Annotated in this window: 8 protein-coding genes and 2 pseudogenes; 3 read left to right on the forward strand and 7 right to left on the reverse strand. The window is 71.6% G+C overall.

The annotated features are described in order from the left end of the window. Position 1: 1 nt before the first annotated feature. Positions 2-1,324, forward strand: a complete 1,323-nt coding sequence (locus ACGFI8_RS22795) for a tetratricopeptide repeat protein (protein WP_392807680.1) — start codon at positions 2-4, stop codon at positions 1,322-1,324. After that, a pseudogene (locus ACGFI8_RS22800) lies at positions 1,317-2,762 on the forward strand (Clp protease N-terminal domain-containing protein); the annotation flags it as partial. The gene ACGFI8_RS22795 and the pseudogene ACGFI8_RS22800, both read left to right, overlap by 8 nt. Positions 2,763-2,965: 203 nt before the next feature. Here ACGFI8_RS22800 and ACGFI8_RS22805 read toward each other — a convergent pair. The 4 genes from ACGFI8_RS22805 to ppdK form a co-directional block, all read right to left on the reverse strand. Continuing rightward, positions 2,966-4,225 (reverse strand): NAD(P)/FAD-dependent oxidoreductase, encoded by a 1,260-nt coding sequence (locus ACGFI8_RS22805; protein ID WP_392807682.1) that lies wholly within the window; start codon positions 4,223-4,225, stop codon positions 2,966-2,968. 37 nt (positions 4,226-4,262) lie between these two features. Further along, positions 4,263-5,486, reverse strand: a complete 1,224-nt coding sequence (locus ACGFI8_RS22810) for a deoxyguanosinetriphosphate triphosphohydrolase (RefSeq protein WP_392807684.1) — start codon at positions 5,484-5,486, stop codon at positions 4,263-4,265. A gap of 100 nt (positions 5,487-5,586) precedes the next feature. Continuing rightward, positions 5,587-5,913: a VOC family protein gene (locus tag ACGFI8_RS22815; protein WP_392807686.1), complete on the reverse strand. Its 327-nt coding sequence runs from the start codon at positions 5,911-5,913 to the stop codon at positions 5,587-5,589. Positions 5,914-6,519: 606 nt separating this feature from the next. Next, positions 6,520-9,171, reverse strand: a complete 2,652-nt coding sequence (ppdK, locus tag ACGFI8_RS22820) for a pyruvate, phosphate dikinase (protein ID WP_392807689.1) — start codon at positions 9,169-9,171, stop codon at positions 6,520-6,522. Between the two features lie 319 nt (positions 9,172-9,490). Between ppdK and dusB the strand changes: the two genes are divergently transcribed. Next, the gene (dusB, locus tag ACGFI8_RS22825; RefSeq protein WP_392807826.1) at positions 9,491-10,618 is read left to right on the forward strand and encodes a tRNA dihydrouridine synthase DusB; all 1,128 of its coding nucleotides are present in this window, start codon (positions 9,491-9,493) and stop codon (positions 10,616-10,618) included. A 32-nt stretch (positions 10,619-10,650) separates the two neighbouring features. Here the strand turns inward: dusB and ACGFI8_RS22830 are convergent. The 3 genes and pseudogenes from ACGFI8_RS22830 to ACGFI8_RS22840 form a co-directional block, all read right to left on the reverse strand. Beyond that, a pseudogene (locus ACGFI8_RS22830) lies at positions 10,651-10,887 on the reverse strand (helix-turn-helix domain-containing protein); the annotation flags it as partial. Between the two features lie 130 nt (positions 10,888-11,017). Next, a complete protein-coding gene (locus ACGFI8_RS22835) occupies positions 11,018-11,848 on the reverse strand; it encodes an aldo/keto reductase (RefSeq protein ID WP_392807690.1) in 831 nt (276 codons plus the stop codon). Then, positions 11,845-12,777: a TetR/AcrR family transcriptional regulator C-terminal domain-containing protein gene (locus ACGFI8_RS22840; protein WP_392807691.1), complete on the reverse strand. Its 933-nt coding sequence runs from the start codon at positions 12,775-12,777 to the stop codon at positions 11,845-11,847. The genes ACGFI8_RS22835 and ACGFI8_RS22840 overlap by 4 nt, the downstream gene beginning before the upstream one ends. Positions 12,778-12,832: the final 55 nt, after the last annotated feature.

Genomic DNA, 12,832 nt, shown 5'->3' on the forward strand with positions numbered 1-12,832 from the left:
CATGGGCGTGCCGGATGGCGAACGGTCGCGGGTGGTGCTGCTCGGGGCGTCCAAGTACGCCGACGCCGAGGCGCTGCCGGAGATTCCCGAGATCCTGCGGAACGTCGCCGACATCGCCGCGACGCTGACCGATCCGCAATACGGGATCGTGCCGCCGGAGCACTGCACGACGATCCTCGACGAGACGAACCTGCCGCGGCTCGGGCGGCGGCTGCGGGCCGTGATCGAGCAGGCCAGCGACCTGCTGCTCATCTACTACGCCGGGCACGGGCTCAAGGCCGGCCCCCGGCACGAGCTGTACCTCGCCATGTACGACACCGACCCGCAGGAGCCCGACTTCGGCGCGCTGAAGTACGAGACGCTGCGCAAGCTGGTGCTCGACAGCGGCGCCAAGTCCAAGGTGATCATCCTGGACTGCTGCTTCTCCGGGCGCGCGCTGGGCAACGAGCTCGCGGGCGCCACCGAGTCGCTGCTCGGGCAGCTCGAGATCGAAGGCTGCTGCTTGCTCACGTCCGCGCAGGCCGACAACGTGGCGCTGGTGCTGCCTGGGGAGCGGCACACCGCCTTCACCGGCCGCCTGCTGTCGCTGCTCGGCGAGGGCATCCCGAACGACTCCGAGTTCATCACCTTCGACCAGCTGTACCACCGGCTGCGCGACAGCCTGCAGCGGCAGAGCCTGCCGATACCGCTGAGCCGCGGCTCCCGGACGGTGCGCGACCTTGTGCTGCACCGCAACCGCGCGCACCGGACGGCGGCCGTCGAGCTGACGCGCCTGCGGCGTGCGGAGGCCGTCGCCCGTGCCACCGCGGGCCGGTGGTCGCAGGCCCTCGACGAGCTGCGCGACATCCTGGCCGAGCAGCTCCGCGTGCTCGGCCAGGAGCACGAGGAGACGCTGCGGACCCGGCAGCTCGTGGCGCACGCCATCGGCGCCACGGGCGACCCGCGCGAGGCGTCGTACCTCCTGCGCGAGCTGCTGGAGGTCCAGGTTCGCAAGTACGGCGCCGACCACGCCGACACGATGCTCACCAGGCAGTTCCTCGCGGTGAACCTGGGCGAGTCGCGCTCGCGCGGCGAGGCGGCGTCGCTGCTGCGCATCCTGCTGCCGGACCGGCGCCGGGTGCTGGGACCGGCCCACCCGGATACCCTGCGCACCCAGCACATGCTGGCCCGCAACGTGGCCATGCTGGGCGCGCACGCGGAGGCGGTCGCGCTGCTGCGGGAGCTGGTCGCCCTGTGCCAGGACCTCGACCGCGACGAGCCCGTGCTGGCCTGGGCCCGCCGGGACCTCACCGCCCTCACCGGGTCGGAGGATGCCGATGTTTGAGCGGTTCACCGACCGAGCACGACGGGTTGTCGTCCTGGCGCAGGAAGAAGCCCGGCTGCTCAACCACAACTACATCGGCACCGAGCACATCCTGCTCGGCCTCATCCACGAGGGTGAGGGCGTGGCGGCCAAGGCCCTGGAGGCCATGGGGATCTCGCGGGAGGGCGTCCGCCGGCAGGTCGAGGAGATCATCGGCAAGGGCCAGCAGGCGCCGAGCGGGCACATTCCGTTCACGCCACGCGCCAAGAAGGTGCTGGAGCTGTCGTTGCGGGAGGCGCTGCAGCTCGGGCACAACTACATCGGCACCGAACACATCCTGCTCGGCCTGATCCGGGAGGGTGAGGGCGTCGCCGCCCAGGTGCTGGTCAAGCTGGGCGCAGACCTCAACCGGGTCCGCCAGCAGGTTATCCAGCTGCTCTCCGGCTACCAGGGCACGCCGACGCCGGCGCCGGCGTCCGATCAGGTGTCCGTGGCCGCGGTGCAGGCCGCCGTCAACGAGGGCACCGTCGTCGCCGCGCCGCCGGTCCCGCTGCTTGACCAGTTCGGCCGGATGCTGACGCAGGACGCGCGCGAGGGCAAGCTCGACCCGGTCATCGGCCGCGACGCCGAGATCGAGCGGGTCATGCAGGTGCTGTCCCGCCGTACCAAGAACAACCCGGTCCTCGTCGGCGAGCCCGGCGTCGGCAAGACCGCCGTGGTCGAGGGCCTGGCGCAGCGGATCGTCAAGGGCGAGGTGCCGGACGACCTCAAGGACCGGGTGGTGCTCCTGCTCGACCTCGGCGCGCTGCTCGCCGCCGCCGACGCCGGTGGCGACCAGCAGCGGCGGCTGGATCGGGTCGTTCGCGAGGTGCACGCGCGTCATGACGTCATCGTCTACGTCGACGACCTCGAGCTGCTGCTCGAGCCGCGCGCCGCCGTGCTCAAGTCCTCGTTCGTCCATCACGGCGTGCGGCTCGTCGCGGCCTGCACCGCCGCCATGTTTCATCGGGTCGTCCAGCGCGACGAGCGCCTCGGCGGCGTGCTGCAGGCCGTCAGCGTTCCTCCGCCCTCAGTCGAGGTCGCGGTTCAGATGCTCAGGGCGGTCCGCGATCGCTACGAGGCGCACCACGGGGTCGCCATCACCGACGAGGCGCTGGTCGAGGCGGTCGTCATCGCCGACCGGCGGCTCGGCGACCGCAGCCTGCCGGCGGCGGCGGTCGACCTCATCGACGAGGCGGGCTCCTCCGCGGCCCCGCAGCGGCGCCGCGCCGAAGCCCCGGACTTCGAGGGGCTCATCGCCCAGGCACGCCGGGACAAGGAGTCGGCGCTCGACGCGCAGGATTTCGAGCGCGCCGCACAGCTGCGGGACGAGGAGAAACGGCTGCTCGGGCTGCAGCTGCAGCACCAGCGCGACCTCGACGTGGTCGTGACGATCGACGCGGACGACATCCGCCAGGTCGCGGAGCGGATGCTGCAGCACCGCGTCACCGCCGAGTCGGCCATCGCCACCATCCCCGACGCGGCGCCCGCCCCGGTCGGGAACAACCCGTTCGACGACACCGGCCGGGACGTGTGGCTCATGTCCTGGGCAGCGGAACTGCCCGGCGAGGCCGGCCAGCTCCCGGCGGCGACGTAGCCGGGGTTGCCCGGCGGGTCGGTGGGTCAGGTGAGCAGCTCGCCGAGCGGGACCTCCGGGTCGGCCAGGCGCTGCAGGTCGACCGTGGTGCCGGCCCAGCCGGCGCGGACCAGGCTCTGGATGTCGTCGGTGACGTCCCAGACGTTGGCGTTCATGCCGGCCAGGACGCGGCCGTCCTTCACCCAGAACGCGATGAACTCGGGGGCCTTACCGTCCGCCACCGAGGGGTCGCCGCGGAAGACCACCCGGTCGTACCCGCCGGGCTCGGCGAAGCCGGAGTACTCCATGCCCAGGTCGTACTGGTCGGAGTAGAAGTACGGGACGCGGTCGAAGACGACCTCCTCGCCCAGCAGGGCGCGCCCCGCGGACTTGCCGCCGTTCAGCGCGTTGGCCCAGTGCTCCACCCGGATGCGGTGGCCCAGGCCGGGGTGGTCGAGGTTGACGACGTCGCCGGCGGCGTAGATGTCCGGGTCCGACGTGCGCAGGCCGGCGTCGACCAGAATGCCGTCGTCCACGGCCAGGCCGCCGTCCACGGCCAGCTCCGTGTTGGGGCGGATGCCCACGCCCACGATGGCGACGTCGGCGGGCAGTTCGGTGCCGTCCGCCAGCACGACGGAGGTCAGGCGGCCGTCGGTGCCGCGGAACTCGGCCGCCGAGGCGCCGAAGCGAAACTCCACGCCGTGGGCGCGGTGCAGGTCGGCGTAGACGGCGGCGACCTCGTCGCCGAGGACGCGCTGGAGGGGGAGGGCGGCGACCTCGACGACGGTGACGTTCGCACCGTGGTGGCGGGCTGCGGCGGCGGTCTCCAGGCCGATCCAGCCGGCGCCGATGACGACGACGTTCGAGGCGGCCCGCAGGTGCGAGAGCAGGGCGTCGGACTCGTCGACCGTGCGCAGGTAGCGCACGCCGGTGAGGGTCGCGCCCGGGATGTCCAGCGTGCGCACCCGCGAGCCGGTGGTGAGCAGCAGCTTGTCGTAGTGCAGCTCGTCGACGCCGTCGAGGGTGACGGTGTGCGCGGCCGGGTCGAGGTGCGTGACGCGGGTCGCCAGGCGCAGGTCGACGTCGTGCTCGGCATACCACTGCGGGGGATGCACGAACGCCTTCTCGCGCGCGCCCTCCTTGCCCAGCAGGTGCCCCTTCGACAACGGGGGGCGCTCGTAGGGGCGGTCGGTCTCCTCGCCGATCAGGATCACCTTGCCGGCGAAGCCCTCGGCGCGCAGCGTCTCCGCCGCCTTCGCGCCGGCGAGACTGGCCCCGACGATCACAAACGTCCGCTCATCAGCCATGGCGTCAGCCTTCCACTCGGCCTTTCACTTCGGGAGATCAGGATCCAACGAGGCGCGAGTGCCATGCCACCGCGGCTGGATCGGTCAGGCTCGCGACCTGGTCGATCACCACCCGCAGGCGCGCGGCGTCGTCGGGGGCGGCCCGCCACATCGGGGCGAAGACCGGGTCGAGGCCGTCGGGCGCGCGCTCCAGCAGGGCCGCGACGAGCGACTGCAGGATGTGCGCCTCGTCGGCGTACCGCTGCGAAGACCCCGGCCGCCGCATGACGTAACGCAGCGCGATGCCCTTCAGCAGCGCGCAGTGCGCCCGGGTCAGGGGCGGCACGATGAGGCCGGCGTCGTAGCGGCGCAATGGCTGCGGGCCGTAGCGCTCCCGGGTCGCGGTGACCGCCGCCGCGGCGAAGCGGCCGGTGAGCACGCTCGTCATCCGCTTGAGCGCGATCTGCGCGGCGTGGCTGCCGTCGTAGTGGTCCAGCGGCTCGAACACCGGGTCGGCGAGCAACTCCAGCAGGATGGCGCCGAGGTCGGCGGCGGACTCCTGCGAATACGCGGCGGCGACGTCGGCGCACAGCGCCTCGCGCTCGGCGGCGTCGGTGCGCAGCGGGGCCAGGTGGACGTATCCGCCGTGGATGCCGTCCTCGAGGTCGTGCACGGAGTAGGCCACGTCGTCGGACCAGTCCATGACCTGCGCCTCCAGGCAGCGCCGGGAGCCGGGCTCGACCCGCAGCCACGCGAAGACCTCGGCGTCGTCGGGGTACACCCCGAACTTGCGCCGGCCCGGCTCGCGCGGCCACGGGTACTTCGACACGGCGTCCAGCGAGGCCCGGGTCAGGTTGAGCCCGGCACCGCCGACCTTGGCCTCCAGCCGGGTGAGCACCCGTAGCGTCTGCGCGTTGCCCTCGAAGCCGCCGCACGCGCCGGAGATCTCGTCGAGCGCGTCCTCGCCGTTGTGCCCGAACGGCGGGTGGCCGAGGTCGTGCGCGAGCCCGGCGGTGTCCACGACGTCGGGGTCGCAGCCCAGCCGGGCGCCCATCTCGCGGCCGATCTGCGCGACCTCCAGCGAGTGGGTGAGCCGGGTGCGCAGGAACGCGTCGGTGCCGGCGGTGTGCACCTGGGTCTTGGTGGCCAGCCGGCGGAACCCGGCCGAGTGCAGCACCCGGGCGCGGTCGCGCTGGAACGGGGTGCGCCCGTTGTCGGCGGACGTTGTGACCGAGTCCTTCTCGGGTTCAGGTACGAATCGGGCCTCGTCCGAAAGGGTCACGTGTCGAGCTTAGAAGAGTCTTCATCCCTCGGCGCCGGGATCGGTACCGGCGGCTCGGCTGTGCCCGGCCGCGATCGCCAGCCGGTAGGCTTTGCGAAGGTCATCGTTTTGGCCGGATGATGCAAAACTCGTTGCCCTCGGGGTCGGCGAGGACGACCCATGCGGCATCGTCGGGCTGACCGACGTCCACGTGCCGGGCGCCCATGTTCACGAGCCGCTCCAGCTCGGCGTCGAGGTCGTCGGGGCGCAGGTCCAGGTGCAGGCGGTTCTTCGTCTGGAGCTCGCGGTCGTGGCGGTGGAAGACGATGCGTGGATGGCCGTCGATGGCCGGGCCGATCACGACCTCCTGCGGGGAAACGCTCTCCACGCGGTGGTCCAGCACCTCGGCCCACCACCGGGCCAGGCGCTCCGGATCGACCGCATCCACGATCAGGGCATACCACCGACTCCCCATACACACCTCCGCGGTCGACGTGGGGACCCACCATACGCCGGGTCGACGGCCGTCGCAGCCGCATGTTGCGCCGTGAGGGGAGGGCACTTTAGCCCCTTTCCGGGCGTCGCGGGGGCGAAACGTGCATATCGCAAAGTTCAAGGGACGATCGGCCAACCGTTACTGAACGAAAACGGGGAGTGGCGGATCCATGAGCGCGGGGTAACTTGCCGAGAGCGCATCGTCATGGGCCGGCCCTACGGGCCGGTTCGGCGCGTGCGCGTCCCCCGGACCGCCCAACGGGAGAGCCTGTGCCTGCTATTGATGACTGTCTCCGCCGTGCCATGACCATCAGGGGGCGATCGGGGCCAGCCTCATCGACTACACCACCGGGCAGACCCTTGGGCTGGAGGGCGGCCAGGGGGACGTCGCCCCCCACGCCGACTCGGCCGCCGCCGCCCTCGGCCCGTCGAGGACGACCTGGAGATGTGACCGGCCGAGACGAGCAATCGTGAAAAAGGCCGGGGCGCCGTTGCCCCGGCCTTTCTCGTGCTCACCGGGGACTCGAAACCCGGTGACCCTTCACCCTGTCCCGCCGCGTCACCGCGAGTCGGAACCGGTGGACTCGATGGCCGCACGACCGGCCTCCAGGCGCGCGACCGGCACCCGGAACGGCGAGCAGGACACGTAGTCCAGGCCCACCTCGTGGAAGAAGTGCACGGAGTCGGGGTCGCCGCCGTGCTCGCCGCAGACGCCGAAGTGCAGTTCCGGCCGGGCGGCGCGGCCCTCGTCGACCGCGATGCGCACCAGCCGGCCGACCCCGTCGCGGTCGATCGACTCGAAGGGCGAGACGCCGAAGATGCCCAGTTCGAGGTACCGCCAGAAGAAGGCCCCCTCGACGTCGTCGCGGGAGAACCCCCAGCCCATCTGGGTCAGGTCGTTGGTACCGAACGAGAAGAAGTCGGCGGCCTGCGCGATGTCGCCGGCGGTCAGCGCCGCCCGCGGCACCTCGATCATCGTGCCGATCTTCACGTCGACGTCGAACTCGCCGATGATCTTCTCGGCCTCCGCGCGGATCGTCTCCAGCTCCTGCACCGCGCCGACGAGCGGCACCATGATCTCCGGGCGCGCGCCCTCGACGGCCGCGGCCGCCTCGACGATCGCGCGCACCTGCATGGCGAACAGCCCCGGGATCACCAGGCCGAGGCGCACGCCGCGCAGGCCGAGCATCGGGTTCTCCTCGTGCATCCGACGTACCGCATCCAGGAGATCCTTGTCATGGCCCGGATCCTCGCCGCGCTCCTCGGCCACCGCGACCTTGACCGCGAGGTCCTCCAGGGGCGGCAGGAACTCGTGCAGCGGCGGGTCGATGAGCCGCACCGTCACCGGCAGCCCCGCCATCTCGCGGAACAGGTCGGTGAAGTCGGCGCGCTGCAGCGGCAGCAGCTCGGCCAGCGCGGCGTCGCGCTGCTCGGCCGTGCGGGCCAGGATCAGCCGCTCGACCAGCGCGCGGCGCTCGCCGAGGAACATGTGCTCGGTGCGGCACAGGCCGATGCCCTGGGCGCCGAAGCGCCGCGCGCGGGCCGCGTCCTCGCCGGTGTCGGCGTTGGTGCGGACCTTCAGCGCCCGCCGTTCGTCGGCGTGCGCCAGGATCCGGTGTACCGCGGCGAGGAGCGGATCCGCCTGCGGGTCGAGCGTGCCTTCGAAGTACTGCACCACGGGCGAGGGCTGGACCGGCACCGTGCCGAGGTAGACGCGCCCGGTCGTACCGTCGACGGAGATCACGTCGCCCTCGGACACCACGTGACCGTCCACCGTGAACTGGCCCTTGTGGAGGTTCACGTCCAGCTCGTCGGCGCCGCACACGCAGGTCTTGCCCATGCCCCGGGCGACCACCGCGGCGTGCGAGGTCTTGCCGCCCCGGCTGGTCAGGATGCCCTGCGCGGCGATCATCCCGGGCAGGTCGTCCGGGTTGGTCTCGCGGCGCACGAGGATGACCTGTTCGCCCTCCTTCGCCATGGCCACCGCGTGCTTGGCGTCGAAGACCGCCTTGCCCACGGCCGCGCCCGGCGACGCGCCGACGCCGCGGGTCAGCTGCTCCGGCTCGCCGGACAGGTCGAACGTCGGGAACATCAGCTGCGCCAGCTGCGCGCCGGTGACCCGCTGCGTCGCCTCGTCGAGGTCGATCATGCCCTCGTCGACGAGGTGCGTGGCGATGACGAACGCCGCCGCGGCGGTGCGCTTGCCGACCCGCGTCTGCAGCATCCACAGCTTGCCGCGCTCGATGGTGAACTCGATGTCGCACAGGTCCTTGTAGTGCTCCTCGAGCTTGACCATGATCGTCATCAGCTCGTCGTAGCTCAACCGGTCGCGCTGCTCCAGGTCCTGCAGCGGCATGGTGTTGCGGATGCCGGCGACCACGTCCTCGCCCTGCGCGTTGGCGAGGTAGTCGCCGTACACGCCGCGCTCGCCCGTCGCGGGGTCGCGGGTGAACGCCACCCCGGTGCCGGAGTCGGCGCCCAGGTTGCCGAAGACCATCGCGACCACGTTCACCGCGGTGCCGAGGTCGGCCGGGATGCGCTCCTGCCGGCGGTACAGCACCGCCCGGTCGGCGTTCCACGAGCCGAACACCGCGCCGACGGCGAGGTCGAGCTGCTCGCGCGGGTCCTGCGGGAAGTCGCGCCCGGTGTGCTCGCGGAAGATGCGCTTGTAGTCGCCGACGAGCGCCTTGAGGTGCTCGGCCCGCAGCCCCACGTCCTCGCGGGTGCCGGCCCGGACCTTGGCGTCGTCGAGCGCGTGCTCGAACTCCTCGCCCGGCACGCCGCAGACGGTCTTGCCGAACATCTGGATCAGCCGGCGGTAGGAGTCCCACGCGAAGCGCTCGTCGCCGCCGGCCTGCGCGGCCAGCCCGGCGACGCTGTCGTCGGTCAGCCCGACGTTGAGGACGGTCTCCATCATCCCGGGCATCGAGAACTTGGCGCCGGAGCGCACCGAGACGAGCAGCGGGTCGCCCGCGTCACCCAGCCGGCGCCCCATCTTCCCCTCGAGGGCGGCCAGGTGCTCGCTGATCTCGTCGCGGCACGGGATCTCGCCCGTTTCGAGGTACGCACGGCAGGCGTCCGTGGTGATGGTGAAGCCGGGCGGTACCGGCAGCCCGAGGTTGGTCATCTCCGCCAGGTTGGCGCCCTTGCCACCGAGCAGGTCCTTGAGGTCGCGATTGCCCTCTTCGAAGTCGTACACGAACTTCCGCACAACGCCTCCATACCCACAGCGGCACGGCCTAAGTCCTCGTTAGGACCGGCGTGTGCGGCACACCGTAAGGCGTCTTTCCGGTCCGTCGCCATGGCGGGTGACAATTGGCACAAGGATTGGTACGTCTTTCGATTTCCGCTGCACCTGGGAGCGATTCCATGCGCAGAAACGCGCAAGAGAGCGCTCTCCGTCTCCAATCCAAGTTGGCACGTTTCCACACTTCGGGATGCGTATTGCTGTATCGCATATCCGAATTTCGCGCACGTTCAATCATCGCTTTTGCGTCCGGCGTTTTTTGGGTACCGACCGCCCTCGTGCGATGCTCGGAGGCGTGCCGCTGCAGCTTGGACCCCACGTCGTCGACCCGCCCGTGGTGCTGGCCCCGATGGCCGGCATCACCAACGTGGCGTTCCGTCAGCTGTGCCGCGAGCAGGGTGCCGGCCTGTACGTCTGCGAGATGATCACCACCCGCGCCCTGGTCGAGCGCAACCCGAAGACCATGTCGATGATCCGCTTCGCCGACGGCGAGCACCCGCGCAGCCTGCAGCTGTACGGCGTCGATCCGGCCACGATCCGCAAGGCCGTCGAGATGGTCGTCGAGGAGGACCTGGCCGACCACATCGACATGAACTTCGGCTGCAGTGTCCCGAAGGTCACCCGCCGCGGCGGCGGCTCGGCCCTGCCGTGGAAGCGCCGGCTGTTCGCCTCGATCGTCTCGTCGGCGGTCGAGGCGGCCCAGGGCCTGCCGGTGACGGTGAAGATGCGCATCGGCATCGACGACGACCACCGCACCTTCCTGGACGCCGCCCTGACCGCCCAGGATGCCGGCGTGGCGTGGGTGGCGCTGCACGCGCGAACGGCCGCGCAGCGCTACTCGGGCGAGGCCGACTGGTCCGCGATTGCCGCGCTCAAGCAGGCCCTGGACATCCCGGTCCTGGGCAACGGCGACATCTGGGAGGCGACGGACGCCCTCCGGATGATGACCGCCACGGGCTGCGACGGCGTGGTCATCGGCCGCGGCTGCCTGGGCCGCCCGTGGCTGTTCGCCGACCTGGCCGCCGCGTTCGCGGGCCGCACCGAGCGGAAGCTACCGTCGCTGGGCGAGGTGACGGCGTTGATGTATCGCCACGCGGAGCTGCTGACCGCATGGCTGGGCACCGAACGCGACGGCGTCACCGACTTCCGCAAGCACGTGGCATGGTATTTGAAGGGCTTCCCCGCGGGCGGCGAACTGCGCCGCTCGCTGGCCATGTCATCGTCCCTGACCGAGTTGTCGGACCTCCTCGCCCAACTCGACCACGACACCCCGTTCCCGAGAGAGATCCTGGGCCAGCCAAGGGGCCGCACGGGCACCCCGGGCAGGGTGGTGCTCCCCGAGGGCTGGCTGGACGACCGCGACACCGACGAAGTCCCCGAAGGCGCCGAACTCGACGACAGCGGCGGCTGACGGCTCCGCGGCCCGCGACCTCGCTCCGGGTCAGTTCGCCCTTTCTCGATTCGGGACACGCGGGCCTGTGTGACGCCCATTGCCTTCGCGATGTCCGTCTGGGTCGCATGCTGGCGGCGGCGGACCTCGGCAAGGCGATAGGCGCGGGCCTGTGCGATCAGCTCCTGCGCACCGGGGTCGATACACGCCCGCTCGGCTTCGGTGAGGCCGAGTTCGTCCTGCATGTCTTCCCAGGAGATCGCCTGGGGGTCCTTGAGGTGGTCCATCATTGCTCGCCGTCCTTCTCTTGCATCCTCCGCAGGTGGTCGGCGTAGGCCGACTCCGCGATCGGTTGCTCACGCGACGCCGTGCAACCGGGGCGTCGTCGTGCGGTCGTCATGCGCCTCAACCGCCTCCTGCCTAGAACTCCTCCCAGGTCCGGGGGTCCTGCTTGACCGGGACGCCGGTGTCGAGGGCGTTGATCGCGGTCATGTCGTCGGTGGTCAGTTCGAAGCCGAACAGGTCGGCGTTGGTGTGCTGGCGGCCCGGGTCGCCGGAGTGCGGGACCACGGTGACGTTGCGTTGCAGCAGCCAGCGCAGCACGACCTGGGCGCCGGTGATGCCGAGGCGGGCGGCGATCGCGGCGACCGACGGGTGGTCGAGGACGCCGGTGTTGCGCTCCAGCGGGCTCCACGCCTGGACGACGGTGCCGGTCCGCTGTACCGCGGCGACGAGCTCCGCCCGCGAGTGCGAGGGGGAGACCTGCAGCTGGTCGACGGCCGGTTGGATGCCGGTCTCGGCCACGACGGCGTCGAGGTGCTCCGGCAGGAAGTTTGACACGCCCAGCGAGCGGATCAGGCCCTCGCGCCGCAGCTCGGCCATCTCGGCGTACGACTCCACATAGCGACCGACCGCGGGCAGCGGCCAGTGGATGAGGTAGAGGTCGACGTACTCCAGGCCGAGGCGCTCCAGTGAGCGCTCCAGGCCGGCCCGGGTGGAGCCGCGGCCCTGGTCGCTGCCGCGGAGTTTGGTCGTGACGAAGAGCTCGGCGCGGGGCAGGCCCGACTCGCGCACGGCGGCGCCGACCGCGTCCTCGTTGCCGTACGACGCGGCGGTGTCGATCAGGCGGTAGCCGGACCCGATCGCGGCGAGGATCGCGTCGGTGGCGCGGCGGCCCTTGAGCGGGTAGGTGCCGTAGCCGACGACGGGCATGTCGAGGCCCGAGTTCAGCTTCACCGACGGGATGCTCATGCCCCAACCCTAAGGAGGGCGGCCAGTCCGTCGAGCAGGCGGGCCAGGCCGAACTCGAACAGCGTGTCGAGCTCGTAGTCGACGGCGTCGGGGCCGAGCGCGGCGAGGCGCATGACGGCCGGGAAGCGGCCGCTGGAGGTGATCCGGGCGAAGCGCGCCTCCTGCTCGGTGAACCACTGCACGTTGTCCAGCCCGGTGTCCTGCTCGGCGTTGGCCTCCCACTCGAGGTTCACCGCGCAGCCGCGGACGTGGTTGGCCAGCATCATCGCGGCGTGCATGGCCCGCGGCAGCGGCATGCCGGCCGCCTCCAGCGCGGTCAGGCACCATTCGGTGTGCGCCATCGCGTTCGCGGCCAGGGGCGGGCGGGTGAACGACATGACCTCGGCCGCCCACGGGTGGCGGCGGTACACGCCCCACTGCAGGCGTGCGGTCGTCTCCAGCCGGGCGCGCCAGTCACCGCCGGCAGGCCCGTCGCCGTCGCGGTGCGGCAGGGGCGCCTCGCCGAAGGCCGCGTCGGTCATCAGGAGCAGCAGCTCCTCCTTGTTGGTCACGTGCCGGTACAGCGTCATCGTCGGCAGGCCGAGCGCGGCGGCCAGGCGGCGCATCGACAGCGCGGCGAGCCCGTCGGCGTCGGCCATCCGGATCGCGGCCGCGACGATCCGGTCCAGCGGCGCGGGGCCGCCGGGCGCCGCCGCGGGCCGGGCACGCGGACGGCGGGCCACCACGGTTCCGACGCCGGGCCGCGGCTCGACCAGGCCCTCCCGGCGCAGGGCGGTCAGCGCCTTCGTGGCGGTCGCCATCGCCACGCCGTACGAGCGCATCAGCTCGCGTGTCGACGGCACGCGGTCGCCCGGGCGCAGCTCGCCGGCGGCGATCCCGGCGCGGATCCGCGCGACGATCCGCAGGTACGGAGGCTCGATGGCGTGCACTAGTGCACACCCTAGCCGTTCACGCGCGCCGTAGAGCGCCGCGCGCGAGTGTTCG

The organism is Dactylosporangium sp. NPDC048998 (assembly GCF_043197855.1).
GTDB lineage: Bacteria > Actinomycetota > Actinomycetes > Mycobacteriales > Micromonosporaceae > Dactylosporangium.